The following is a 26,826-nucleotide window of genomic DNA, read 5'->3' on the forward strand; positions in this document are numbered from 1 at the left end:
AGTCGATGAACGATTTTTGAAAATATCATCATTTGAAAGGAAGCATCATGATAGTCACCACAGCCGCTTTTGGAGCACGCCAGCTAACGTTAATTGCGAGTGTCAATGAGCATAGTCGTCCTAAGCTGGTAGAAGTCAACTGGCTGCAAGCGGGTGACTCTTGGCACAGCTCAAAATCTATTCCTAAACTTAAAAAGCATTATGGTATTGACGATCAGAGCTTTACGTTTATCAATGAGGACAGCCTAAGCGAAAATGAGCCTGCCCAAGCGCTACTCATAGAGACTATAGCACAATTAAAATCGTATTTTAAAGGTGATCGTCAGGCATTCGATTTGCCATTAGATATCAGCTTAGGAACCAAGTTTCAGCAACGAGTTTGGCAAGCGTTACAAGATATTGGCTATGGCGAAACAATAAGCTATGCGACACTGGCACAAAATGTCGATAGTCCCAAAGGGTTTCGCGCGGTTGCTAATGCTAATAGTAAAAACCCTTTTAGCATTATTGTTCCGTGTCATCGTGTCATTGCTAGCGATGGCAAGCTTGGTGGCTATACAGGTGGACTAGATAAGAAAACATACTTGCTAGCTCTCGAAGGTGTCACTTGCAAAACTTAGTAGGAGCGAAGCGTTCGTCACATATTGCTAAACAAAAAAAGCCAAACGTTTTAAACGTTTGGCTTTTTGATGTGTGAGACATAAAGGCTTACTGGATAAAACTATTGCTCGAGCTGGGTCATTACGTCAGAAGAAAAGTTCACGTTGCTATAAACCTCTTGCACATCATCAATATCTTCTAACATATCAATCATTTTCATGACTTTTAGTGCATCATCGACATTGTCTATTTCAGCACTGGTAGACGGTGCCATGGTCACTTCAGCATTATCAGAGACCAAACCTGCAGCATTAAGCGCATCTTTAACATGACCGAAATTTTCCCATTCAGTGATGACGAGTAAGCTGTCACCATCATTCTCGATATCAAGCGCGCCTGCATCTAATGCCACTAGCATGACTTCATCTTCTAGACTTGTATCATTAAAGATGATTTCACCGCGCTTATTAAATAGATAAGCGACCGAGCCAGTAGTACCCAGATTGCCTTCATTTTTGGTAAAGGCGTGGCGTACTTCACTGACTGTTCGGTTAAGATTGTCAGTCAAGGTTTCGACAAGTACTGCAACGCCGCCGATACCATAGCCTTCATAGCTTACTTCGTCCATATTGTCATTGTCATCACCGCCTGTACCACGAGCTACTGCACGGTTGATGGTGTCTCGTGTCATGTTGACAGACAGGGCTTTTTCAATGACAGCACGTAGGCGCGGATTCTTGTTAGGGTCAGGATCACCTTGCTTGGCAGCAGAGACAATTTCACGAATAATTTTAGTGAATACTTTACCTTTTACCGCATCCTGACGGGCTTTACGGTGTTTAATATTTGCCCATTTTGAATGGCCTGCCATATAACATCCTTAAGTTTTGCGTATTATTTATTGTGCTTAAAACAAGTGTTTAATAACAATCTTTCACTATGAGTGTGTCATGAATGAGCGTATTTATACATTTTAAGATTCTTCAATCTGCATGATGACACACCTCAGATCACCTGTTTCTATAATATAGCTTGCACTATCTCTTTGAAGTAACAGAGCTACCGACACGTTAACGATTTGTATTTTGTTGAGAGTGCTTTTTTGCTACACTGTGGCAACTTAGTGATTGTATTCACATGTGACCTGTGAGCAATATTATAAACCAATTTTATCTATTTTGACTAACTTGGCCTTATCCAGCGTATTTTAAATCATTGGTTGCCATCAAGCCATTAATTTTATATCGCTACTGACTCGATACTACTGACTATATGAAGCAACCGACGGCTGAAGCCATTACCCACCTGCGCAACCGCATTCATATTATTATTGAAGGCACAGATACCCGTTTGGGTAAACTTTTTGATATTGTATTATTGATTGCGATTTTGACCAGTGTGGCTGTGGTCATGCTTGACAGTGTGCTATACATGCGCCTGCAATATGGCACTATATTCTTTTATGCTGAATGGTTTTTTACCATTTTATTCACGATAGAGTATGCGCTCAGGTTGTTTTCAGCACCCAACCGCGTGCGTTACGTCTTTAGTTTTTTTGGGGTAGTCGATTTATTGTCTGTGCTACCAAGTTACCTAAGCCTTATGTTTGTGGGGGTACAGTATCTATTAGTGATACGGGTTTTGCGTATTTTACGTGTGTTTCGCGTACTCAAGCTCAAAGCTTATATGCAACAAGCGGGATTTTTGGCCTCGGCGCTTAAAACCAGTCAGCAAAAAATCACGGTATTCTTTTTGTCGCTGGTATTATTGGTCACGATTTTCGGCTCGATTATTTACGTGGTAGAAGGCCCTGAAAATGGCTTTACCAGTATTCCACTGTCTATCTACTGGGCAGTCGTCACCATGACCACGGTCGGTTACGGTGATATGTCACCCAAAACACCGCTAGGTCAAGCGATTGCGAGCATGGTCATGATTACGGGTTATTCGATCATTGCAGTGCCAACGGGGATTTTTACTTCTGAGCTGGCACGTAATATGCGTCCACAACTCAATCCCGTCACCTGTCCTAATTGTGGCAAATTCGGTCATGCCATTGCAGCAGAATTCTGTGATCGTTGTGGACACGCTTTGCATATTTAGCCGTGTTTGTGCGTTGTCTGCTTTTTTAACACTTTATATTTTATATCGTTATACATCAATATATTCACTAACGAGCGGTGATAAGTCAATCTCAACACCGAGGTTGACCAAGTTCCAGTATTGTCCTGACACTGTGCGATCTAGCATCATGGTGGTTGCAGAAGGTTGGAATTGACCAAAGTACTTCAACGACGTCCGCATTTGAGCAATGACTTCGTGATGAACCTGACTTTGAGCAAAATCAAAAGCGCCTTGTTGATAAGGTTGAATAGACAGAGGCTTTAGCCCAATGGATAGCCATTTCTCATAAAACTCTCCGGGGATATTTTTATCGTCATCACGGCGAATATCAAGAGCGATGAGGTCCTGCTCAAGGGCAGTCACATCTCCTTTAATGGCATGCTTGGCAAAACGGCGGAACAATTGAACTTCGCTGTCACTATAGCTACGAATGCCGCCAAAATCATAAGCCACCACACTGCCATCTTTGCGAAAGGCAAAGTTGCCGGGATGTGGATCACAGTGCATACGGTATAAGCCAAATAGTTGTCCTGCGGTAAAGTGGAACAGGCGCTTGGCTATGTGTTGTTTGATGTCATTGTCCCAAGTCGCCGCGACGGTTAGGGTTTCTCCCATCTCTTCTGTTAAGGTTAAAATCCGTTTAGAAGAGTGGCTGCTAATGACTTTAGGGATAATAAGACCTTTGTCTTCTGCATGAAATGCGCCAAACACTCGCAAGTTATGCGCTTCTTTAATATAGTCCAATTCATCATGTAAACTTTGGCGAATCTCGTTGAATAGTTGCTCTTGCAATTGTTTGCTCATATTGAGCACACCCGCGATTTTCAGTGCCATGCGTACTTGTTTGAGATCACTATCACAGTTTTCATCGACATCAGGATATTGAACTTTAACCACCACTTTTTGACCAGATGGCAAAACGGCTTTATGCACTTGACCGATGGAAGCCGCCGCAAACGGTGTTTCTTCAAATTCGCTAAATAATTCTGCAACAGGTGCTTTAAGCTCGCGCTCAATTTGTGCACGTATCTGCGCATAGGGCATGGGCGGCGCATCTTTTTGTAGTTTTTCTAACGCTGTCGCTACTTCTGGTGGGAACACGTCTTTATATTGCGAGGCAATTTGCCCGACTTTCATCACCGCGCCTTTCATTTCACCCAACGTTTCGGCTATCTGAATGCCCACATCTTGCATCAGCTCTGAGCGTGCTTGCAAACGTTTTTCTTCGTCACTTGAGAGGTGCTTAAATGAGTTTTTAGCTGCTTTGCCGGCAATGCTTGCTGTCATGCCAGCCAATTTCATAAAGCGCTTTCCAGACGATTTTGCCATTCATATCACCATGTAGTGGGTTGTTTGCTCAGTCATAATTTTAGTATTTTAGTCAAACAATTGCTGTTTAACTCGTGTGCTATTGATAAAGCATAGTTATACAATTCATGATTTTCGGTAATCAGGATTAAGCATTAATCGCTGATTGTGACAGAGTAGAGGCTATCAAGCCAGTAGGACAATGCCATTTGATAACCCAGATGCCCCAGACCACAAATAACACCGACGGCGATATCGCTTAGATAAGAATGATGGCGAAAAGGTTCGCGCGCGTGCACATTGGATAAGTGTACCTCGATAAACGGTTTTTGTGTGGCCAAGAGCGCATCACGTAACGCAACCGAGGTATGAGTAAAGGCGGCGGGGTTAATGATAATGGCATCGACTTGCAGCGCTGTCTCCACTAAAAGTCCATGATATTGGATGTCATCTATCAGTTTACCTTCATGATTGGATTGTATACATATCAATTCAATACCGTGCTGAGCTGCGCGTGCGATCAGACGTTCCTCGATATCTGCCAGTGTCGTATGACCATAAATCTCAGGTTCGCGCTTACCCAATAAATTCAAATTGACCCCATTAACGAGCAACAACTTATGAGTGAGTGTTTTATCGGCATTTTGCTTCGAAGGTGTGACGGTTGGTATAGACTGAGAAGGAGAGGTCATAATGGTCTCTATAAAGATGAAACGAGGTTGAGGATTTATTATTTGTTATAAGGTTTATATACTGTATAAGCATGAAATGGCATAAGCGTAAAATTGCACAGTTTAATCAAACCTTTCTCTTTATGATAACAGCTTGATGGCGAGGTTATAAAAAAATTACATGAAAAATAAAGCTAAAGCTAAAAAATCATGTTAAAAGTCTTTATGTTGCTAAAAACCCGTGCTATGATATTTTTTATGCAATAATTATTGCAAGTTTGTTGCTACTGCCGAAGTAGAGCAATCAGTAAGGCAGTCGTTATGTTTGTAAATACTCACTGTGTTGCTACATACCATTATTTGCTATAGATGCGGTATGTAGGTGATAATAGTGAGGATAGTACTCTTAAGTTTTTGATTTCATCATCTTAGATCCCGTTTATATGCAATGTTGCAAAGGAATTTGGGGCTAAGCGGACTTTTTTAGGAAGCAATATTATGTCAGCTCGTGAGCAAGGTATCGTTAAGTGGTTTAATGACTCAAAAGGCTTTGGCTTCATTCAACGTGACAGCGGAGAAGATATTTTTGTCCATTTCCGCGCGATTCAAGGTGATGGCTATCGTTCTCTAAAAGATGGCGAAAAGGTCGAATTCAGTGTGGTAGAAGGTGATAAAGGCCTTCAAGCTGAAGAAGTCAGCAAAGTAGAAGAGTAATCTATCCAGTCATTAGAGCGGTTTAGCTATAATGTCTGTAGACACTACTGATATACTACTGAGTCAAGCCCGTTTTATCTTACCCATGTTGAGTCAAAATCAGCATGTTTGGTGGGATTAGGCGTTAGGCTTGGCTTTTTTTATGCCCGTATCTCAGTCAGCTATATATAGATTTCATATTGTTGCTGCTTAATTTAGATAGCAATATAACGGGTTATCATGAGCCTATTTATCATGAGTCTACTTATTATTAGTAATGAACAAGTGATTAATTTAAAAGGATATTTTTTTGAGTAATTTTACCACGTTTACTGATTTGCCACTTTCAGCACCGACCTTACGTGCCGTAAGCGATCTAGGTTTTACGGCATTAACGCCCATTCAAGCACAAATATTACCGCATACGTTGGCAAATCAAGATGCTATTGGACAGGCGCAGACGGGTACTGGTAAGACGGCAACCTTTCTATTGACTATTATGGAGGCATTACTCAAGCGTCCTTTTACCAATGATGAAGAGCGTTATTTGGGTGAGCCGCGCGCAGTGGTCATGGCACCCACTCGCGAGCTTGCTCAGCAAATATTTGATGATTGTATCGCTTTGACCAAATATACTTCGCTACACAGTGTTTGTATCATGGGTGGCACCAATTATGAGACTCAGCAGCATGAGCTTGAGCGTCAATATGTCGATATTTTAGTAGCGACACCTGGTCGTTTGATTGATCTTGCCAATAAAGGCATGGTCTATTTAGATCGAGTGGAAGTACTGGTGTTAGATGAAGCAGATCGCATGCTGGATATGGGTTTTATCCCTGACATCAAGCGTTTGGTTGGTCGGATGCCAGCCAATACAGACCGTCAAAGCTTACTGTTTTCTGCCACCTTTAACCAAGATGTGATGAATTTAGCCTATCGCTGGTTGCATGAGCCGCAGTTTGTTGAAATCGAGCCAGAACATAAAACCAGTGAGTTAGTCGATCAGCACTTTTACTTACTGACAGAAGATCAAAAATTAGAAGCGTTGCAGCGTATTATCAGTGATACGGCAGTGGATAAAGTGATTGTCTTTGCCAATCGTAAAGACCAAGTCAAGCGCCTGTATCATAAGCTGCGTCAAGCGCATAAAATTGTGATGTTGTCAGGCGATGTCATTCAACAAAAACGCGAAAAGTATTTACAGCGTTTTAAAGATGGTCATGCTTCTGTCTTGGTGGCAACTGATGTCGCAGGACGCGGTATCCATGTCGATGATGTTAGCCACGTGGTTAATTATACTTTGCCTGATCAGCCAGATGATTACGTGCATCGTATTGGCCGTACGGGTCGTGCTGGACAAACAGGCATCAGCATTAGTTTTGTGAGTGAAGATGATGCTTTTAATATACCAGCGCTAGAGAAGCATTTAGATACTAAGTTTACCCTTGAGCAGTGGCAAGAATAGTGATTTATAAGCCGTCAGTTCTACTATAGTGTATAGCTGTTGGAATCATAAAAGCCCTCAACGTCATGATTGATGTTAAGGGCTTTTTTATATGGCAGATTTTGATGTTAAATGATTTTATATTTTAACAATATCTATTATCGATGATTCTATTGAGCTTGTTCCATCATTTCAGAATGTTCATCGTGGTTCATGTTGATCGCGCCATCACTCATATCATGCATACTATGATCCATACCTTGGGGAGTTGTGCTGTTATCAGTTGGCATCATATTATGGCTGCTGTGATCCATATTTGTATTCATCGGCATATCCATCATTTGTGAATCGCTCATTTGCATATGATCGCCTTGCATATTGGACATATCATGCCCCCCATGCATGCTAGACATTGCTATAGGGACAAACACAACGGCTAAGCCAGATAATACCATGACAGCGCCATTAAGCTGTCTCAAGCGAAAACGTCCAATCTTGTCACGTAACCAGCCAACGGTTTCGTGTGTGGCGACTAGCATCGGTACTGTTCCTAAGCCAAATACAAACATGAGTGCAGCACCGCTTAGTGGATTGTGAGCGACTACTGCAATCAATAATGCACCGTAAACCAATCCGCAAGGCAAAAATCCCCAAAGCAATCCAGCCGTTAATGCTCGCGGAAAGGTATTGAGTGGAAATACTTTTTGACGAAGTGGGCTGAGATATTGCCAAAATCGCATACCAAAACGCTCAAGATTTTTTAAAAATGGTGCGCCAAGCATGGTCACGCCGACGAACACTAACACCAAGCCTAGCAAGATACGTGGCGTACTATTACCTTTCATTAAGGGTTCTAGCACAGTGGTGCCAATCAGGCCTGCCATCAAACCCAAAAATGCATAACTGGTCAAACGACCTAAATGGTAAGTTGCCACAAGAGCACGGCGCTTGGTAGGGCTGACGTCTTTCATCGATAGCCCAAATGCTGTCACCAGACCGCCACACATGCCTAAGCAATGCGGTGAACCAAAAAATCCCATTAGTAGTGCCGCAATAAGTAAAGCGGTGGTCATGGGGCGATTCTCCTAAAAAATGAAAAGCAAACCTACACATAAAATCGGCATTTAACCAACACTTAACAGTAGGCTGCGCAGATAGTACAAGCCTTGATAAGTGGTTATGGCATTCACCTTGTTCAATGTACTAAGTCGTACGATTTGCGCTCGGTTGCCATATATTTACACTTTTAATAGCTTTTACTATAGATAAGGTGGCTCAATGCTAGATTTTTGGCTGTTTATCAAGGTCAGCATGATCAATTGACTCTATATCAGGATGGCTCACCTTATCATCAGCGATTATGTTAGTCGCTGTGGTATCGTCATTTTGCGAAATAGGCGCTGAGTAATCATGAGCCTGTATGGTTTGCCGTCGCTCTTGTCGATCATCCAATATGATGCGCTGTGATGCATTGTCCAAATCTTCAAACTGGTTTGATTTGACAGCATAGCGTACCGCCCAGATGGCAACCACAAATAGCATGAGACTTAATGGAATTAACAAAAATATACTGAGCATGGTAACTCTCTTAAATAGCATTTTCTTTTATTATTATACACTCATCACAAGTATAGTGGATGACCGGTAGTGATTAGGGTAAGTTCTTAAAAGATATTGAATTGGCTACCTGCTTGTATTTAACTTTATTCGTCAGGTTTTTTTGCTGCGTTACCTCTAGGGGTTAACAGCTGCTGTGAGGTCACATCGTTGGCATGACGACAATTCATTTGAGGGCGTATCACATCGCGTAAATAAGCGGCAACCTCATAAACAGCGCGTCGAGAATGACTTAAGTTTTTCGCAGGTTTCATCCAGTCACGGCTCACTGGTAAAGGGGCGCTAAGTGGTGTGCTATTGATACCGTTTAAGGCAAACTGTCTACGAGCACGTGCCATATGGTAGCTGTCAGTAATGAGATACACATGACGCAGTGGAATACGTTTGGCGGTAAAACGCGCATTTTCGCAGGTATTCATACTGGCATTTTCACTTATCAGCCCATCAATACCATGCTCAATGAGCCATTGACCGAGCCACGGCGCTTCAGCACCGCTTAGTACAATAGGTAGGGGTAAGTCGTGATAAGCGCTGGCAGCGGTACGGGCACGGTTGAGGCTGTAGCTATTAAGAATAATCTGATTGTCATGATCATTGGTTAGTCCGCCGCCTAAAACCACATAAGCGGTAGGCGGTGAACTCAAGGCAGCAGAGGGTAGGCTGGGCAATGGCAAAAGCGTAAATAGATAAACAATCGCTTGGGAGAACAGCGGCGTGAATAGGCTGATGAGTACTAAAATAACAGTCGTTGAACCAAGTAAAAAGGTAATATTAATAATACGAAATAGCTTTATCATACGCTCAGCTGAACGCAAGTAATAACGCCATAGTCGCTTAGATAATAGCCGCTTAGACCACATGCTCATCATACCCAATAGAGCCGTCAGCATTTACCCAAACTGGCTCACGCGCTAACTGAATCGCAAATTTTTCATAAACCGTATTGACGATATGTCGTTGGGCATCTGCTACATCATCTTGAGTGGCGTGATAAGGGGCATGATTGGTCAGCACCAAGGCTTGCTGCTGATGGGTGACAATCGGTGCAATACCACCACCTTTCAAGCCTGTCTGTTCAATCAACCAGCCTGCCGCAACCTTTATCATGGCATCAGGCATAGCGTAGCCGACGATAGTAGGGTAGGTCGATTGTAAAGCAATAAAGTGCGATTGAGGAATAATGGGGTTTTGAAAAAAGCTACCACAATTTGGCAGCTGCTTGGGATTAGGGAGTTTCTGTTGGCGAATATCAATAATCGCTTGCATGATATCCGCAGGCACTGGCTGCGTACGATCGTCTTGTTCGGCATAGCGTTGTGCAACGGTTTGTACATCACCATAGCTGGCTAGGATTTTGGTTGCATCGGTATGCAGTCTGAATCCAACACAGCTGATTAACCAAGTATTAGGCGCACGTTTAAAAACACTGTCACGATAGCCAAACTCGCAGTCGGCGGCTGTGAGATGATGCCAAGTTTGAGTGGGTAAGTGATAGGCTCGTACATACTGTAAGCAGTCTTCTAGTTGGACGCCATAGGCACCGATATTTTGTACGGGTGCAGCGCCAGTTAGCCCCGGAATTAGTGCCAGATTTTCTAGCCCATACCAACCTTGACTGACCGTATATACAACCAAGTCATGCCAGTTTTCGCCTGCCATTACTGCGATATCGACGTGGCTATCTGTCTGAGCGGTTAGGCTGATGCCGCGCATTTGGGGCTGCAATACGATAGCATTCAGATGTGCTGGCAATAACACATTACTACCGCCAGACAACACAAATAATGGCTTGTTTTTCGCTATGTCTTTTGTATAATTTGCCATAAAATCGTCAAGCTGTGCTTCAGCCGTCAGTGTCACGACAGTATCCGCGACACAGGCTAAGGCCATGGTATTACCATGTGACAAATCGACTAATTCACGGGTCAATAAGCCTGCTGGCAAATCAGTGGTCATGGCAAATTGAGTACTAGAATCCAAGCGTGAAACTGAGGTCATAACATAGCCCATGTGGCAGATAGATAATGGATTACACAGTGTTTATTATAAAGGATGAAAGACATAAAGGTGGCAGAAAGTTAGCGTTATCGTTAGCAAGCTTTCCAGCTTTCAATCCACGCTTGTGCGCTTGACTCAATACGCTCAATTACCTCTTCAAAGTCATTACCATCACCTTTATAAGGATCTGGCACATCGTCGCCGCCATAAGTAGGATCTTCTTCACTAAATAAAGCCAACTTGGCCAAATTGTCTTCTGTCTCTATCAAGCTGTCTTTGATGGCTTGTAAATCAGCTAAATTCTGTGTATCCATTGCTAGAATTAAATCAAAATTACGAAAGTCATCGGCACTGACTTGGCGGGCGACCAGTTTATTGATTTTATAACCATGCGCTTTTGCATGGCGTTGCGAGCGAGTGTCGGGCGCATGACCAATATGCGAGTCACTCGTTCCTGCTGAATCTACTTTGATTGACAATCCAGCAATCGCTGCTTGCTGACGAAAGACTTCTTCAGCCGTTGGCGATCGACAAATATTTCCCAAACAAACCAATAATACAGAAGACGGAGTACAGGTTTTCATCAGCATAATATGACCTTGTATAACAAAAAAACATGCTATAAGAGACCGGCAGGTTAGTGCGGCTTTTATTAGCATGCAATTAATTAAGTAAATCGGCTGTCAGCGTAACGGTTAATGCCTTGAATGGCAAGAGTAGAAGCTAAACAATACGGTCATCTGTTCACGAATTTTCGATGATATTATTTATCATCTAAGGTCGTACTTTGACCAGCTTATTCTTGTTTGTGCTTAAAGCGTTGAAGGTCACGGCGCTCTTTTTTGTTGGGTTTATTATCAGGCCGTGCAAGATTGGCAAGTTTGCGCTGCTCAGCATGATAAGCGCGGCGCTCTTCGCTTTCTTCAGTTTCTGAATACAAAATTTCAGCAGCAAGCGCATTACCACGTTGCGCCGTTAGTGCTTCAACGATCACGGTCTTTTCAGTCATGGCAGTGGCTGAGCCTTGACGAATCTGTAGTTCATCGCCAATCATAATCTCTTTACTGGTCTTTACGCGGCTACCCGCATAATGTACCCGTCCGCTTTCTATGGCTTCTTTAGCGAGATTACGTGTCCGATAAAATCGTGCTGCCCACAACCACTTGTCGAGGCGCATACGCACAACATCAGGTTGGCTATGGCTAGGCTGATTGTGGTTTTTGTTGTGTTTACTCATCAAAACCTCATCGATATCCATAAAGTAAGATAATATTAATGGTGCTTTTTTTGCAAATTGAAAGAGCTTTGCGCTATCAAAATGTTTAAAAATAGATTTTTATGGTAAAGAGAGAAAGTCTCGTCTTAGCCATTATTCTGATTGGCAACTTTCATCGCCATTTCTGCCGCATCATTTGTCTTTAACTGCGCTAAACTGTTAATCACACCTGTGATATTTTCTACGGTTTTATTTTGGCTTAATTTAAATTGGGCTTGTATAGAATCGATGGGTAGCTTAAAGCCAATAATCCCTCGGCACATAGCATCGATATAAGTAGCAGGTGCCTCATCTAATGACCAAGGATGGTCGGATAGTACCTCTTGCCGTGCAGTCATGGTTGTTAATATCCATTTCAGCGTATCGGCGTCTTCAAGCAGCTCAATTTTGGATTGAATATGAACACTTTGATAGTTCCAAGTGGGCACTTCTTTATGGGTTTTCGCTTTGCTAGGATACCAGTTGGGGCTGATATAATGTCCAGAATCTTGAAAAATAATTAACCATGCAGTATCTGGTAAGGTGTTCTGATAAATAGGGTTTTTACGACCGAAATGACCGTAAAGATAGCCGTGCTGAGCATTAGAGTTAACACCAACACTAGCATCAGGCATAAAGTTATCGTTATGCCAGAAGAGTGGTATATGGCAGGCTTCGATGCCATCTTTGGTTTGAGCAACCAAGGTCGCTAAGGGATTGGCTGCGATAAATCCAATGATATTTTCTAGGTTTTCTTCGGCAAAAATAGCAGGAGTATTGCATGCTGTTCTCAGTTTATATTTGATATAAAATCAGCGACACCACTGCTGCTCACATGGGATACCATCATTATTACCATCCATTTTGGTATTCGGGCAGTGTTGTACAAAGTAAGTGGCTTCTGCGCATGACGTCATCTGAGAGCAATGCTTCCTGCCATCACAGGTAAAGCTTGGTGCTGATGCTGACGACGTGAGTACTGGTTTTACTGCCGAGACTGATGTTGACGTTGCATCTGAATCGACGTACGTTGGCGGTATGTCATCCAGATCAGTTGAGGTAAAAGTGGCGTCAACTGGAGTATCAGTCGCAACGTCAGCGATAGGGTTACTGGTCGAGTTTTTAGGTTGCAGCACCTTATAACCCAAAAGTGCTAAAACCAGTAATAATACAAAGATCAATATTTTTTGAGTCACGGTTTACCACCTAATCATGGTCGCTATGAATTAAGGAAAGCTACCAATGCATAACCACTGTTCATTCATCAATGGCGGCTTTTTGGTGATTAACAAACAGCCATTGATGGATTGATAGTCTATTTTTATTTCAAAAATAATTGATAACCAATATTGTCATTGAGCATGGTGCAATCATAGCCGATATCCAGTAACGCGTCTTGTAATTGACGAGAGTTACCCTCAGACGCTTGCAAACCGACCAATACGCGACCTTCGGCGGCACCATGATTGCGATAATGAAACAAAGTGATATTAAAGTCATCACCCAGTTTTTCTAAAAACTTCAGCAATGCCCCTGGACGTTCAGGGAAAACCACACTTAATAATTGCTCGTTTGCAACATGCGCATGACCACCAATCAAATGGCGAATATGCGATTTGGCAATATCATCATCGGTCAAATCATGAGCTGTATAGCCATCAGCTGCCAATTGCGTACGAATGGTTTTACGCTCTTTGTCGCCTTCTTTTAGTGCGATACCGACAAATATTGCTGCAGGTTCCATAGAGTCAGGTGATTTTTTGCTATCGGCGCGGTAATTAAACTCAGTAATATTGCGTCCATGTAAGCTACGACAGAAATTTAAGAAAGCGCCTGTCTGCTCAGGAATCGTCACACCAAAGATGGCTTCTTTTTTCTCACCAATCTCAGTACGCTCAGCGATATAACGTAGGCGGTCAAAATTCATATTGGCACCGCAAATAATACCAACGCAGTTTTTACCTTGCAGATTATGGGCTTCGATATATTTTTTCATGCCAGCAACGGGTAACGCGCCCGCAGGCTCAACGATACTGCGATTTTCTTCAAAGATGTCTTTAACCGCCGCACATACTTCGTCATTGGTACAAGTCACGACTTCAGGCTCGACTAAAGGACCTGACTTATCACTCTTTTGCATACGAACAATTTCAAATGGTAATTCACCGATTTGAGCAACTGCCACGCCGTCGACGAACAGTCCAACTTGCTCAAGCTTAACGCGCTCATTGGCTTCAAGCGCCGCTTTAAGAGAAGCGGATTGCTCTGCTTCCACCGCAATCACTTTGACATGCGGCGCAACTTCACCTAAGAATGCCGCGACACCTGAGATGAGACCACCACCGCCAACCGCGACGAACACATAATCCATATTGCGCCATTGCTGAGTTAGCTCAAGACCAATGGTACCTTGTCCGGCAATCACCAATTCATCATCGTAAGGGGGGATAAAGGTCAGACCTTCTGTTTCAGCGCGATTGATTGCATAACGGTTGGCTTCATCGAAGCTATCACCATACAAATCGACATTGCCGCCAAGCGCCTTTACTGCATCTACTTTAATGTCAGGTGTAGTGGTCGGCATCACAATGATATTGTTTAGGGCAAGTTTACGGGCAGAGTAAGCAACCCCTTGGGCATGATTACCTGCTGAGGCGCAAATGACGCCACGTGCTTTTTGCTCATCACTTAACTGACTAATTCGGTTATAGGCACCACGCAATTTAAAGGATTTGACCGGTTGCAAGTCTTCGCGTTTAAAACGAATGTCATTAGCAAAACGTTGGGTCAGCTTGGGCGCCGCTTCAAGTGGTGTTTGAATTGCCACGTCATAGACGGTGGCTTGCAAGATGGCTCGTACCCAATGTGACAGCATAATGTTCCCTAATAAAAAGTATGGATGAATAGAAAAATTAAATAGATTAGCCTATGCTGATTTTAACGGTCTTGCAAGACCCTATTGCAGTTTTTGCAGCGATTTCAATTTTTGATGAAAGATAGGGTTGGTTTTATCTCAATATTATTTAAATAAAATATTGAATTATTTCCATATGTCTGTATTATTGGACATATGGAAATAATTAATGCTATCGCCAGCTTTGCTGCGCTCTCTCAAGATACTCGTCTCAAGGCTTTTAGGTTGCTCGTCAGCCAAGAGCCCGTTGGTCTGCCAGCAGGTGAAATTGCTCGTCAACTGTCTGTGCCACATAACACGATGTCAGCGCATTTATCGGTGCTGGCTCGTGCAGGGTGGGTGGTGTCTCAACGGCACAGTCGGCAGATAATTTATCGCGCCTCACTGTCACATATGGAGGAGGTTATTCAGTTTCTATTGCAAGATTGTTGTGCGGGACATCCAGAATTGTGTGCATCTCTTATGGACAGTTTGAGCGGATGTGAGCGTGCTAAACCTGCTGATGCAGACAGTCTTTCAAATAATCAGTAAGCCCATAACGGGTTCAATAAATCTCTTTAATACTAGGGCGTATCATCAATTAGATTGTGAGGCTTAAAATGAGAAAAATTGTAGATAAACAAGAAAGAAATTGCCGTTAATATGAACATATTGACAAAATTTCTGACGATGTTTAGCAAAATTTAGCCATTTTAAGACCACTAAATGTATTCATGTGCTAATTGATGACACGCCCTAGGGCATGTCCTCATTTTTAGCTCATTTAGTTAATTTTTTTAAGATTGAGGACACACCCTAAGCATATTCATAAATATAGGTAAAATTACTATGACATCACTAATTTTTCACAATCCAAAATGCGGTACGTCTCGCAATACATTGGCCATCATGAAAGCATCAGGCGAAAATCCAGAAGTAATTGAATATCTTAAAACCCCACCAAGCCGTGATTATTTAGTTGAGCTGTTGGCAAAGATAAACCTTTCACCAAGAGAGCTGTTACGAAGCAAAGAGCCTGTCAATGATGAGTTAGGATTAGACAATCCTGAACTGTCTGACGATCAAATCATTGATGCGATGATTGCCCATCCCATTTTAATCAATCGCCCTATCGTGGTCACCAATAAAGGCGCAGCATTATGCCGACCGTCTGAGCGTATATTTGATTTGTTAGAGAATCCCGTGAGTAGTTTTACTAAAGAAGATGGGGAAGTGATTTATCATGGCAAATAAAATAGCAGATTTAGATGTAGTCGATTTGGGTGATTTGCCCAATATTAATGCAGACAGTATACAGCCTATCGATATTGAGTCTTTAATTAGTACACATGACCCGCGCCATGCGCCAAGAATATTGGTGCTATACGGCTCTCTACGCCAGCGCTCATTCTCTAAACTGGCCAGTGAAGAAGCGAGCCGTCTATTGCGTTGGTATGGTTGTGAGGTTCGAACCTTTGATCCGACGGGGTTGCCATTGCCTGATGCTGCTGATGCAGATCATCCCAAAGTGCAAGAGTTACGAGAGCTGGCGCAGTGGTCAGAAGGTATGCTGTGGGTGAGCCCAGAGCGTCATGGCAGTATGACCAGTATTATGAAAGCACAAATTGACTGGATTCCATTGTCATTAGGTAGTGTACGTCCAACTCAAGGCAAAACTTTGGCAGTGATGCAAGTCAGCGGTGGCAGCCAAAGCTTCAATACGGTCAACCAATTGCGCATTCTTGGGCGTTGGATGCGGATGATTACCATACCCAATCAATCATCTATTCCTAAAGCCTTTTTGGAATTTAATGACGATGATCGTATGGATAAGTCTCCTTTATATTTGCGTCTCGTGGATGTTTGTGAGGAGTTAGTGAAATTCACTTGGTTGACTCGTGGACGCTCAGCCTATCTGACTGACCGTTACTCTGAACGGGTAGAAAGCGCAGAGGAGCTGTCGCAGCGCGTCAATCAAAAATCACTCTAATGTATCCTCTCATCATTCATTTTCTAATACTTGCTCTTACATAATTGTTCTTATAATAATTAAGCCTAAAAAGGTTACTCAATGATCGCATTGATTATATTTATCGTGACTTTGGTTTTAGTGATATGGCAGCCCAAAGGACTGGGTATTGGCTGGAGTGCAATGGGTGGTGCGTTGATAGCCTTGGCTTTTGGCGTGGTAAAGCTCTCCGATATTGGCATTGTGTGGGACATCGTTTGGGATGCGACTTTTACCTTTGTGGCGCTTATCATCATCTCGCTTATCTTAGATAAAGCAGGATTTTTTGGCTGGGCAGCGCTGCATGTGGCTAGGCTAGGCAATGGGCAAGGACGTTTGCTGTTTCCTATGATTGTGATTTTAGGCGCGTTTATCTCGGCGTTTTTTGCCAATGATGGGGCAGCATTGCTATTGACCCCGATTGTTATCGCTATCTTACTACGTCTCAAATTCTCACCACCATCTGCTTTAGCGTTTATCATTGCGACAGGTTTCATTGCTGATACCGCAAGTCTGCCGTTAGTCACTTCTAATCTGGTCAATATTGTTAGTGCCAATTATTTTGACATTGGTTTTGGCCGTTATGCAGCAGTGATGATACCGGTCAATATTGTTTCTGTATTGGCGACACTCGCCGTATTATGGGTGGTCTATGCGCGGCACATTCCAAAACACTACTCCATTGCTGATTTGAGTGCACCAGAGTCTGCGATTGAAGATCCGCTGGTCTTTAAAGCGGCCTTTCCACTGCTTGCGTTGCTACTTATTGCCTACTTTACGACTGAGTCATTGGGCATTGCTATCTCCTTGGTGACAGGAGTGGCGGCGTTACTGTTAATGGCAATTGCAGGTCGTTGGTGGCAAAGGGGGCGTGATGCTGTTGTTTCTGTATCTGATATCCTGCGTCAAGCGCCTTGGCAAATAGTATTATTTTCCATCGGTATGTACTTGGTGGTTTATGGCTTGGGCAATGCAGGATTGACTGCCTATGGTGCTCAAGTATTGAATTGGTTGGGGCAGCAGGGTACGGTCATCGCAACAGTAGGAACTGGATTCCTCTCTGCTATTGTAGCCTCTGTCATGAATAATATGCCGTCTACTTTAGTAGGTGCACTGGCGATTGATAGTGCGCAGGTACCTGCTGCTACTCGTGAGCTTATGATTTATGCCAACGTGATTGGTAATGATTTGGGGCCGAAATTCACACCTATCGGTAGTTTGGCGACTTTATTATGGCTCCATGTATTGGCAGAAAAAGACTATAAAATCAGTTGGGGGCAGTATATGAAAATTGGACTGATTATTACCCCACCCGTACTATTGGTCACGCTACTGGCTTTGGTTGTTTGGTTGCCTTATCTGTCTTCATTTTAAAATTTGAGTGAATGTCTTGCGATTAGCGTGGCTATTACGCTGACATCCATTAAGCTCATCGGGTATAATGGCGGCGCATTTTACCTTTTTACCCTTTACTTTTTTTAAAGCGATACGTTTATTTTTCCAAGGATTTATGATGAGTGATCAGCAAGCACAAAAGCAAGCCGCCGCCAAAGCGGCTCTAAGTTATATCGAAGATGACATGATACTTGGAGTAGGCACAGGCAGTACGGTCAACTGTTTGATTGAATTATTGCCAACTGTAAAGCTTGCTGGCGCGGTGGCTAGCTCACAGGTCACTGAAGACAAACTTCGTGCCCTTGGTATTGAAATAGTTGATTTGAACTTTGCTGGTACGCTTGATATTTATATCGATGGGGCAGATGAGGTCAATGAGCATTTGCAATTGATAAAAGGCGGTGGCGGCGCGCTCACTCGTGAAAAAATCGTGGCAGCGGCTTCTAACAAATTTATATGTATGGTTGATGAGAGCAAAAGCGTTGAGGTGCTAGGTCGCGAGTTTCCTGTTCCTATTGAGGTACTGCCGCAAGCACGTTCTTATGTCGCACGGCAATTAGCCCGTATGGGCGGTGAGCCAGTTTACCGTGAAGATTTTGTGACTGATTATGGTAACGTCATCTTAGATACTTATGATTTGGACGTTAGTAATCCGATAGCGCTTGAGAAAGAGCTGAATAATATCGTTGGCGTTGTTTGTAATGGGATTTTTGCTGCCAATCAAGCTGATGTATTGCTTAAAGCAAGTAGCGGTGGGGTCGAGACGTTGATGCGTTAAATGGCTCGTTAGCTGAGTAATAATTGTCGAGCAAAAATTAAAAAGGCAGACCATACTAAATGTGGTCTGCCTTTTTTATACTTATCCTTTGATAAATAGGTTACGACTATATTTTTTAAAGTTTGATTTTGTCTTGTAATAAGAATTCCATCAAGGCTTTTTGTGCATGTAAGCGGTTTTCAGCTTCATCCCATACCACTGAGCGTGGGTCGTCAAGCATATCATGAGAGATCTCCTCACCACGATGCGCGGGCAGACAGTGCATAAATACCACTTCAGGATCGGCTTTATCTAATAGCGATGGCGTTACTTGATAAGCGGCAAAACGGCGCGCACGAGTGTTTTGTTCAGACTCTTGTCCCATGCTTGCCCATACATCAGTGACAATTAAGTTTGAATCTTTCGCTGCCTCTTGCACGTTTTCGACAATACTGACGCAATGCGAGAAACGTTTCATCAGCTCAGGGTCAGGCTCGAAACCATAAGGCGCTGCTACTCGTAGCTCAAAGCCAAACTGATGGGCCGCTTGCATATAGGATGCGCACATATTATTGCCATCACCGACCCAAGTGACGATTTTATTTTCGATACTACCGCGATGCTCATAATAGGTTTGCATGTCTGCCAGTAGCTGGCAAGGATGAAACTCGTCAGTTAAAGCATTAATAATAGGAACACTTGAGTATTCAGCAAAGGTCTCAACTTTTTCGTGGCCAAAGGTACGAATCATGATGATATCGACCATGCTCGATATGACACGAGCGGAGTCTTCTAGTGGCTCACCACGCCCAAGCTGGGTATCATTTGGCGATAAAAATATAGCACTACCACCAAACTGACCCATACCCGTCTCAAACGAGATGCGCGTACGGGTTGAGGATTTTTCAAATATCATGCCAAGCGTACGACCAACAAATGGCTGATATATCTCGCCAGCATGTTGCATCTTACGTAATTCGCTGGCGCGTTTTATAAGGTTTTCTAGTTCTTGTTTGGTTAAATCAGATAAGGTCAAAAAATGGCGCAAACTCATAGTAATCCTAGCAGTCGATCGCAGTCAGTGAAACGTCATCAGTCTTTAATAGCATCGCGTCAGTGCGTATACTGGGGTGACAACAAACTTTTAGTATAGCGCAATTAGGCTTAATGTAAATGTCCAATTTGCCGTGATTTATAAGTCTGGCAAACAGACATTACATGAATAGTGACGAGGTCAGCATAATTATACTTGTATGCGATTTGGGCGAATGCTTAGGCGGCATAGTAGCTCATAGCTAATAGTACCTGCATGTGCGGCGACTTCATCGACGTGCGGAGCATCGCCCCACAGTATTACTTTGCTGTCTAACGCAATGTCTTCTGGTGCGGTACTGACATCAATGACAATCATATCCATTGCCACGCGTCCAATGACTGCGCATCGATAGCTTTGATCGTTGGTAGTATCTATAACAGTGACATAGGCTTCATCGCTGATGACACGAGGGTAACCATCACCGTAGCCGACACTCACCAGCGCTGTTCTAGTGTCTTTCTGCGCTGTCCAACGACTGCCATAACCAATAGCATTGTCTGCCTGAACTGTTTGCAGGGCGATAATTTGTGCGCTGAAATCCATCGCTGGCTGTAAGTCTAATTCATGCGCGCTTTTATCAATGACAGGGGCGCTACCATATAAAATAATGCCGGGACGTACCCAATCATAATGATGCTCTGGAAAATTAACGATACCGGCTGAATTACATAATGAGCCTTTGATATCGTTGCTAACAGTCTCTTGCAAAGTGCTTAATACATCTGAAAAACGCTGAATTTGCATCGTATTTAATGGATGAGTGCTGTCATCGGCATTAGCAAAATGTGTGGCTAGTATCAGCTGATATCCCGCTTCATGCAGGCGCTTAGCCGCTGCCATAATATCTTCAGCGTTGAAGCCTAGACGGTTCATACCAGTATTATATTTAAGCCAAACCACTCTGGTCGCACTATTGGCTGGTGGGATATTGTCTAGTGCCCACTGCAACTGCGGCGCATGGTGAATCACGCAGCTAATATCATGCTCAATGGCTTGCTGCCACTCATCAGCGGTAAATGCCCCTTCAATCAAACCAATGGTTTTGTCCCAGCCTAACTGCCGAGCTTCTAGCGCCTCAGTCAAGGTTGCAACACCAACACCGTCTGCTTGTTGCAATGCAGGCAATACCGCTGCCACGCCATGTCCGTAAGCGTTGGACTTGACCATGGCGAGAACTTTAGAGTTTGCTGCCATTTTCTTAACTTGGTTTAAGTTGTGAGTAATGGCTTGTGGTTTGATTGTGATAGTACGCATAATTGGCTTCTTTATAAGTAGAATTATGAAATTATAAAGCCAGTACTGCATCAATTGGGCTAATGCAGCACTGGCTATTTTATTAAAAACTATTTGTTCGCTTATGATTAAGCTTTAGTCTTTATCAGGCTCAGCTTTATTAGGCTAAAATTTTATAAGATTGATTACTCGTCGTTCTCGAAACTGACGTTTTGATAGTATTCTGGTGTTAGGTTAATAAAGCGGGTAAATTGCCCTTCAAAGCCCAAACGTATAGTGCCGATAGGGCCGTTACGCTGCTTACCAATAATGATTTCAGCCACGCCTTTGTGGTCTGTATTCTCATTATAAACCTCATCACGATAGATGAACATAATCAAATCGGCATCCTGCTCAATCGCACCAGATTCACGCAAATCCGACATGATAGGACGCTTGTTAGGGCGGTTTTCTAGACTACGGTTAAGCTGTGATAATGCAATAACAGGGCATTCAAGCTCACGTGCTAGCGCCTTGAGACTCCGTGAAATCTCAGAGATTTCCCCAACACGGTTGCCATCTAGGTTTGGCACTTTCATCAATTGCAGATAATCGACGACGATGGCGCCAAGCTTGCCGTCATGGTTTTTGGCGATACGGCGGCAGCGTGAACGCATCTCAGAGGGTGGCAGCGCTGTACTATCGTCAATATAAAGGTGCTTAGATTGCAAGTGCTGAATGGCATTCATCATTTTTGCCCATTCATCTTCATTCATTTGCCCAGAACGCAGATGCGTCTGATTAATCGCGCCCCATGAGGACAGCAAACGCATGACGATAGACTCAGCAGGCATCTCCATCGAAAACACCACAACAGGCAGATCTTCGTTAAATAAAATACCTTCTGCCAAGTTCATTGCAAAGGTGGTTTTACCCATAGAAGGGCGCGCAGCCACGATGATTAAGTCACCTGCCTGCAAGCCTTGGGTTTTATTATTCAACTCAGCAAACGGCGTCTGTAAACCAATCATGCCATCGGGATTGGATTTTAGCTCTTGAATCTTATCAATAACGTTGGTCAAAACAGCCGTAATACCCACAGGTCCACGTTGTTCAGCGCGTTTATTATGCTGCTCATTGATGCTAAATATCTTACCCTCAACACTGTCTAAAATATCACTGACGGTTTGGTCTTTAGGATTATAGGCGAGCGTAAGCATCTCATTGCCAGTCGTAATCAGTTGGCGTAGAGTAGATAGTTCACGAACGCGCTGAGCATAGGCGGTCAGGTTAAACAAGGTCGCAGGACTTTGGCTCAAAATATCTGCCAAGTAGCTATCGCCGCCTGCACTTTTAAGGAGTTTTTGTGCTTCAAGCCAGTCGTGTACCATGACCGTATCATAGGGTTCGTTGACTGCCGCTAAATGAGCAATAGCATCAAAAATATACTGATGTCGCCCTGCATAAAAATCATCTTTGGTAACGATATCAGCAATCTTGTCGTACGCCTCTTCGATACTCATTAAGGACGCGAGCAATGCCTTTTCAATGTCGATATTGTGCGGCGGTGTCTGATTGAGTAAGTCGTCGGTTTTTTCGTTGTCTGCCATGATTGCCTAATGTGTCAAAAGTCGATATAAAAGAGGGTATAAATGGGTATGTGATATCAGGGTTTCATTGGGTGCTGATACAGCAAATAAAACGCCACATGCCACTATAATTGAAGTACCAAAACCTGAGCTCGGTGTTGACTGGTAAATGCTATAATCAAAAGCGAAAGTTTAACACATAATAGGCTTTTTTCGGCACCGATAGACAACTATCTATTCTAGATGACGGTTGTAATAAGTAAAAAATCATCTATACAATATTAAGTGTCAGTACTTATTTTTCCCATAAAAAATACAATAAAATTCACGACTCAATATAAATATAAAGGCGTAGTTACGATGCAAGATATACAAAAAAAATTGCCATTATTAATCACAACTGGTGAGCCTGCTGGTATTGGGATGGATATCGTGCTGCTATTAGCGGCTGAGGGTAAATTGCAAGATTTTGAACGCCCAATTTGGGTCACCGCCGATAGCACCGCTATGACAAAGCGCGCAGATGAGTTGGTTGCAGCTGATGTATTGAAAAACCCTGCCATCTGGCAAACTATTGATATCGATGCCGATGACTTTAATCTTAACGTTGTAGAGCAGATGTCGCAGCCAGATACGGACGTGGATAGTTCTTTTATTCTGCTTAATATATCTTGTGCTGAGCCAGTTGTCTGCGGACAAATTAACACGCACAATTCAGCAATGGTTGCTAAGCAGTTAGACATTGCCCATCAGTTGGCAACCAATAAAACAGTGGCCGCTATCGTCACTGGACCATTGCAAAAGTCTGCACTGATAGAAGCCGATATTAAACTATTAGATGGCACGATGTTTAGTGGTCATACAGAGTTTTTTATGCAGCAAAGTGGCTGTGATAAAGTCGTGATGATGCTCGCCAATCAAGCCATGAAAGTCGCGCTTGTCACCACTCATTTAGCGTTGAAAGATATCCCTGCTGCCATCACCGTGGATAATGTACGCCAAACCGTACAAATTGTCATTGATGATATGCGAGAGAAGTTTGGCTTAATACATCCACGTATTTTAGTCTGTGGTCTTAATCCACATGCAGGTGAAGGCGGACATCTGGGTATGGAGGAGATTGATATTATCAATCCAGTCTTGCAAGAATTTATCAAAGCAGGCGTCGATATATCAGAGGCGATGCCAGCGGATACCTTATTTACACCCAGACATCTAGCCAACTGTGATGCGGTGATTGCGATGTATCATGACCAAGGTTTGCCAGTGCTGAAATCACATGGTTTTGGTGATACGGTTAATCTGACTTTAGGTTTGCCTTATATTCGTACTTCGGTTGATCACGGCACGGCACTAGACTTGGCAGGAAGCGGCGGGGCGAGTGCGACTAGCTTATATCAAGCGTTGAATATGGCTAATGAAATGGCAGACAAATCGCTTATTAATAGACCTCTGGCATAAGTCGGTGCCTTAGCGAGATTTATCGCGCAGTATTTATTGGTTAGCTTTATCGTAAATAATGACTATTTATAAATCATTGAACATACCCTGATATAAGTGGTTCCATTATACAAAAATTCTATTACTCGTCATCCAAGCAAACAACATGGAGAAAGTTTTGGTGATTAGATTACTTATACTACTTTTGTTTCTTTGCTTAGCATCAGCTTGTAGTAGTGAAGTAAAACAACCATTCAGTTTGGATTACCTATACAGTGCAGATCCTACAGCTGATGCTCTGAAAGCTATTTCGAAGGGTGATTTACACGTTTATGCCACTTACAGTGGTGGTCCCTACACTCCCGAAATAAAGCGAGGGTGCGTTAGCGATGAAAATATTGTTCCAATAAGAGGAACGTCACATGGATATGAAACTTATAAGCAGCATCAATTCAATACTTCAGCGGATTTATACGCTAAATATTATAATTTTCAAATTAAAGCTTATCTCATTAGAAACGGAGATAAATGTTTGAGCTGGACAGACTAAGGTTAATGAGATCATCCCATATTCTGTGTAACAGCCATTTAGATTAAATGCTTACTAATACGCTCATCAAATATAATCACTCTTATATGAATAAGGGCGGTTGTTTAGTGAGGACTTGAACTTTATCCTGTAGACTAATAGTATCAATGGTTTAAGAACAAAAAAGGCACTGTGTCGATTGCGCTAAGGTATGAGCGGTTTATCAATAAAATGTCTCAAAAATACAGCAAATTTACGAGCTGTGGTATAATTCGTATTACAAAACGAGCCAATAAAAGCGCATATAAAACCAGCACATTGCTGCCATAGCGCTATAGCCCATTTATCTTTTACCCATTAAGACTTTTTTATGTCCAAAATTTCGTTTGATGCTCAGTCTATTACCAACAGCCTACGCGCTGCCAAACACCAACCGCGTAAGCGCTTTGGTCAAAACTTCTTACATGATCGCAGTGTTATCCGTGAGATTGTTGAGAGCATTCGCTTAGAGCGCGATGACAATTTGATTGAGATTGGGCCAGGGATGGGCGCACTAACTGAGCCATTATTGGCAGAAGTGGATGCGATGACTGTGGTCGAGCTGGATCGTGATTTGGCAGATAGCCTGCGTATTCGTATCGGTGCCAACAGCCATCCAAACTTTACGATCATCAAAGACAATGCCATGCATGTCGACTATCGCGAGCTATATAGCGATGAGCGTGGCAAGCTCCGTGTGGTTGGTAATCTGCCGTATAATATTTCTACGCCTATCTTATTTCATTTGCTCAGTTATGCAGATGTGATTCAAGACATGCACTTTATGCTGCAAAAAGAAGTGGTCGAGCGTATTACGGCGGATGTCGGTAGCAAAACTTATGGTCGCCTATCTGTCATTATGCAGTATCATTGCCATACCGATTATCTACTGACCGTACCACGTGGTGCTTTTAATCCGCCACCAAAAGTAACCAGTGCGGTTTTTCGTTTGATGCCGCATATCATTAAGCCAGTCGTCGCAGAGGACGAAGAGTATTTCGCGCTTGTGGTACGTGAAACCTTTAACCATCGTCGTAAGACGTTACGTGCCATCTTTAAAAAATCAACGTTGCTACCGACATTGAGCGAAGAAGATTTTGCAGCGTGTAGCATCGACCCACAAGCACGTCCTGAAGTCTTAAGTGTGAAGGATTTTGTGAATTTGAGCAATCAGGCGCGTAAAGTAGAGGTTTAAATCGAGTTACTGCCGATTCGTCGTCAAAGACATTTATATGGAAATGACGATATAAGATTTTCACATAAAACTATCACGTAAAAACACTGAGGATTTATGAGCTTTCGCCATCAGTATGTCATCGGTGACTTGCAAGGTTGCTATGCGGCGTACCTTCATTTACTTGAAATATTGGATTTTGATCCTGCGCAAGACAAGCTATGGTTTGCGGGGGACTTGGTGGCACGTGGTGAAGATTCGTTAAGTACCTTGCGTCATGTCAAAGCACTTTGTGAGCAAGGGGCAGCCGCGACAGTACTCGGCAATCATGATATCAATTTGATCGCTGTCTGGCGCGGTGCGGCAAAGATTAAAAAAAAGGATCAGACAGCGCCTATTTTTGCTGCCGATGATTGCGATGAACTGCTTGAATGGCTACGTCATCAGCCAGTATTGGCTTTTCCTGATGAGCAGACGGTATTAGTTCATGCTGGCATTCCACCACATTGGACGGTTGAGGCGGCCGCAAATCACGCGCAGCAGTTAGAGTCACAATTGCAAAGTAGTTTAAAACAGCTGGATCGTCTATTGCCGAATTTATATAGCAAGACTGCTGATGACTGGCATCGAGATATTAATGGCTTTACCAAAATGCGTGCAATTGCCAATTATTTCACTCGTATGCGGCTGTGCAAACAAGATGGCACGTTAGAATTTAGCTTTGTAGCAGGGTTAGAAGCGTCTATGCCAGAGGGTTTTTTGCCTTGGTTTGAATGGCAAGTGCCGCGGACTCGCAAGGTATTATTTGGGCACTGGGCAGCGTTGAAAGGTGAGGTAGACTTACCGCATGCGCGTGCACTTGACGGTGGCTGCGTTTGGGGTAATGACCTATTGGCTTATCGCTTGAGTGATGGAAAAATTATCAGGTCAAGTGCGCACTGCTTACAGCCAGAAACATAATATTAGGGTATGGGCTCATTTCTA

Annotated in this window: 27 protein-coding genes and 1 pseudogene; 13 read left to right on the forward strand and 15 right to left on the reverse strand. The window is 43.1% G+C overall.

The genetic code is table 11. The features are described 5' to 3' along the window. Positions 1-47: 47 nt before the first annotated feature. Positions 48-620 (forward strand): methylated-DNA--[protein]-cysteine S-methyltransferase, encoded by a 573-nt coding sequence (locus tag I3252_RS00465; protein ID WP_238033871.1) that lies wholly within the window; start codon positions 48-50, stop codon positions 618-620. Between the two features lie 101 nt (positions 621-721). Here I3252_RS00465 and I3252_RS00470 read toward each other — a convergent pair whose 3' ends face one another. Then, positions 722-1,471 (reverse strand): YebC/PmpR family DNA-binding transcriptional regulator, encoded by a 750-nt coding sequence (locus I3252_RS00470; protein ID WP_238033872.1) that lies wholly within the window; start codon positions 1,469-1,471, stop codon positions 722-724. Positions 1,472-1,872: 401 nt separating this feature from the next. Between I3252_RS00470 and I3252_RS00475 the strand changes: the two genes are divergently transcribed. Then, positions 1,873-2,703: an ion transporter gene (locus I3252_RS00475; protein WP_045446426.1), complete on the forward strand. Its 831-nt coding sequence runs from the start codon at positions 1,873-1,875 to the stop codon at positions 2,701-2,703. A 48-nt stretch (positions 2,704-2,751) separates the two neighbouring features. On the opposite strand, the gene I3252_RS00480 is transcribed toward I3252_RS00475, so the two are convergent. Further along, complete coding sequence (locus I3252_RS00480; protein WP_060491174.1) at positions 2,752-4,053, reverse strand: AarF/ABC1/UbiB kinase family protein; 1,302 nt, start codon at positions 4,051-4,053, stop codon at positions 2,752-2,754. Between the two features lie 134 nt (positions 4,054-4,187). Then, complete coding sequence (gene aroQ / locus I3252_RS00485) at positions 4,188-4,724, reverse strand: type II 3-dehydroquinate dehydratase (protein WP_201601020.1); 537 nt, start codon at positions 4,722-4,724, stop codon at positions 4,188-4,190. 477 nt (positions 4,725-5,201) lie between these two features. Between aroQ and I3252_RS00490 the strand changes: the two genes are divergently transcribed. Together I3252_RS00490 and I3252_RS00495 are read left to right on the forward strand one after the other, a co-directional pair. Further along, entirely contained in the window at positions 5,202-5,417 is a 216-nt protein-coding gene (locus tag I3252_RS00490; protein WP_238033873.1) for a cold shock domain-containing protein, read from the forward strand. A 289-nt stretch (positions 5,418-5,706) separates the two neighbouring features. Further along, positions 5,707-6,861, forward strand: coding sequence for a DEAD/DEAH box helicase (locus I3252_RS00495; protein ID WP_045446437.1), 1,155 nt, complete (start codon positions 5,707-5,709; stop codon positions 6,859-6,861). Between the two features lie 149 nt (positions 6,862-7,010). Here I3252_RS00495 and I3252_RS00500 read toward each other — a convergent pair whose 3' ends face one another. From I3252_RS00500 to ilvA, 9 genes and pseudogenes are all read right to left on the reverse strand, one after another. Next, positions 7,011-7,913, reverse strand: coding sequence for a sulfite exporter TauE/SafE family protein (locus I3252_RS00500; RefSeq protein WP_238033874.1), 903 nt, complete (start codon positions 7,911-7,913; stop codon positions 7,011-7,013). Between the two features lie 208 nt (positions 7,914-8,121). Beyond that, positions 8,122-8,418 carry a cbb3-type cytochrome oxidase assembly protein CcoS gene (ccoS, locus tag I3252_RS00505; protein ID WP_238033875.1) on the reverse strand — a complete coding sequence of 99 codons (297 nt, stop codon included), beginning with the start codon at positions 8,416-8,418 and terminating at the stop codon, positions 8,122-8,124. Positions 8,419-8,543: 125 nt separating this feature from the next. Next, positions 8,544-9,317, reverse strand: a complete 774-nt coding sequence (locus I3252_RS00510) for a YdcF family protein (RefSeq protein ID WP_238033876.1) — start codon at positions 9,315-9,317, stop codon at positions 8,544-8,546. Then, positions 9,307-10,413: a UDP-N-acetylmuramate dehydrogenase gene (murB, locus tag I3252_RS00515; protein ID WP_238033980.1), complete on the reverse strand. Its 1,107-nt coding sequence runs from the start codon at positions 10,411-10,413 to the stop codon at positions 9,307-9,309. Before murB ends, I3252_RS00510 begins: the two co-directional genes overlap by 11 nt. Before the next feature lie 134 nt (positions 10,414-10,547). Then, entirely contained in the window at positions 10,548-11,045 is a 498-nt protein-coding gene (locus I3252_RS00520) for a low molecular weight protein-tyrosine-phosphatase (protein ID WP_238033877.1), read from the reverse strand. A 206-nt stretch (positions 11,046-11,251) separates the two neighbouring features. Beyond that, the gene (locus I3252_RS00525) at positions 11,252-11,692 is read right to left on the reverse strand and encodes a S4 domain-containing protein (RefSeq protein ID WP_087815957.1); all 441 of its coding nucleotides are present in this window, start codon (positions 11,690-11,692) and stop codon (positions 11,252-11,254) included. Between the two features lie 125 nt (positions 11,693-11,817). Continuing rightward, positions 11,818-12,516, reverse strand: a complete 699-nt coding sequence (locus I3252_RS00530) for an FMN-binding negative transcriptional regulator (protein ID WP_345945875.1) — start codon at positions 12,514-12,516, stop codon at positions 11,818-11,820. A gap of 6 nt (positions 12,517-12,522) precedes the next feature. After that, positions 12,523-12,660, reverse strand: a pseudogene (locus tag I3252_RS00535) (excalibur calcium-binding domain-containing protein); the annotation flags it as partial. 371 nt (positions 12,661-13,031) lie between these two features. Further along, the gene (gene ilvA / locus I3252_RS00540; RefSeq protein WP_238033878.1) at positions 13,032-14,585 is read right to left on the reverse strand and encodes a threonine ammonia-lyase, biosynthetic; all 1,554 of its coding nucleotides are present in this window, start codon (positions 14,583-14,585) and stop codon (positions 13,032-13,034) included. Positions 14,586-14,780: 195 nt separating this feature from the next. Between ilvA and I3252_RS00545 the strand changes: the two genes are divergently transcribed. The 5 genes from I3252_RS00545 to rpiA all read left to right on the forward strand — a co-directional run bounded on the left by I3252_RS00545 (position 14,781) and on the right by rpiA (position 18,784). Then, the gene (locus tag I3252_RS00545) at positions 14,781-15,155 is read left to right on the forward strand and encodes a metalloregulator ArsR/SmtB family transcription factor (protein WP_201539673.1); all 375 of its coding nucleotides are present in this window, start codon (positions 14,781-14,783) and stop codon (positions 15,153-15,155) included. A 297-nt stretch (positions 15,156-15,452) separates the two neighbouring features. Beyond that, a complete protein-coding gene (gene arsC, locus I3252_RS00550) occupies positions 15,453-15,857 on the forward strand; it encodes an arsenate reductase (glutaredoxin) (RefSeq protein WP_238033879.1) in 405 nt (134 codons plus the stop codon). Next, positions 15,847-16,593 (forward strand): arsenical resistance protein ArsH, encoded by a 747-nt coding sequence (gene arsH, locus I3252_RS00555; RefSeq protein WP_238033880.1) that lies wholly within the window; start codon positions 15,847-15,849, stop codon positions 16,591-16,593. The genes arsC and arsH overlap by 11 nt, the downstream gene beginning before the upstream one ends. Before the next feature lie 81 nt (positions 16,594-16,674). Continuing rightward, on the forward strand, positions 16,675-17,985 hold the full coding sequence (locus I3252_RS00560) for an arsenic transporter (protein ID WP_238033881.1): 1,311 nt from the start codon (positions 16,675-16,677) through the stop codon (positions 17,983-17,985). 139 nt (positions 17,986-18,124) lie between these two features. Beyond that, complete coding sequence (gene rpiA / locus I3252_RS00565) at positions 18,125-18,784, forward strand: ribose-5-phosphate isomerase RpiA (protein WP_238033882.1); 660 nt, start codon at positions 18,125-18,127, stop codon at positions 18,782-18,784. A gap of 115 nt (positions 18,785-18,899) precedes the next feature. Here rpiA and argF read toward each other — a convergent pair whose 3' ends face one another. The 3 genes from argF to dnaB form a co-directional block, all read right to left on the reverse strand. Next, positions 18,900-19,817: an ornithine carbamoyltransferase gene (gene argF, locus I3252_RS00570; protein WP_193012283.1), complete on the reverse strand. Its 918-nt coding sequence runs from the start codon at positions 19,815-19,817 to the stop codon at positions 18,900-18,902. Between the two features lie 189 nt (positions 19,818-20,006). Further along, on the reverse strand, positions 20,007-21,113 hold the full coding sequence (alr, locus tag I3252_RS00575) for an alanine racemase (protein ID WP_238033883.1): 1,107 nt from the start codon (positions 21,111-21,113) through the stop codon (positions 20,007-20,009). A gap of 164 nt (positions 21,114-21,277) precedes the next feature. Continuing rightward, positions 21,278-22,681 carry a replicative DNA helicase gene (gene dnaB, locus I3252_RS00580; RefSeq protein WP_055124901.1) on the reverse strand — a complete coding sequence of 468 codons (1,404 nt, stop codon included), beginning with the start codon at positions 22,679-22,681 and terminating at the stop codon, positions 21,278-21,280. Positions 22,682-23,029: 348 nt separating this feature from the next. Here dnaB and pdxA point away from each other — a divergent pair, with 348 nt between their 5' ends. From pdxA to I3252_RS00600, 4 genes are all read left to right on the forward strand, one after another. After that, positions 23,030-24,121 carry a 4-hydroxythreonine-4-phosphate dehydrogenase PdxA gene (gene pdxA / locus I3252_RS00585; protein WP_238033982.1) on the forward strand — a complete coding sequence of 364 codons (1,092 nt, stop codon included), beginning with the start codon at positions 23,030-23,032 and terminating at the stop codon, positions 24,119-24,121. 145 nt (positions 24,122-24,266) lie between these two features. Next, positions 24,267-24,650: a hypothetical protein gene (locus I3252_RS00590; RefSeq protein WP_101212631.1), complete on the forward strand. Its 384-nt coding sequence runs from the start codon at positions 24,267-24,269 to the stop codon at positions 24,648-24,650. 349 nt (positions 24,651-24,999) lie between these two features. Then, a complete protein-coding gene (rsmA, locus tag I3252_RS00595; RefSeq protein WP_238033884.1) occupies positions 25,000-25,863 on the forward strand; it encodes a 16S rRNA (adenine(1518)-N(6)/adenine(1519)-N(6))-dimethyltransferase RsmA in 864 nt (287 codons plus the stop codon). A 96-nt stretch (positions 25,864-25,959) separates the two neighbouring features. Beyond that, positions 25,960-26,802 carry a symmetrical bis(5'-nucleosyl)-tetraphosphatase gene (locus I3252_RS00600; RefSeq protein ID WP_238033885.1) on the forward strand — a complete coding sequence of 281 codons (843 nt, stop codon included), beginning with the start codon at positions 25,960-25,962 and terminating at the stop codon, positions 26,800-26,802. Positions 26,803-26,826: the final 24 nt, after the last annotated feature.

This window comes from Psychrobacter sp. Ps4 (genome assembly GCF_022129285.1).
Taxonomy (GTDB): Bacteria; Pseudomonadota; Gammaproteobacteria; order Pseudomonadales; family Moraxellaceae; genus Psychrobacter; species Psychrobacter immobilis_A.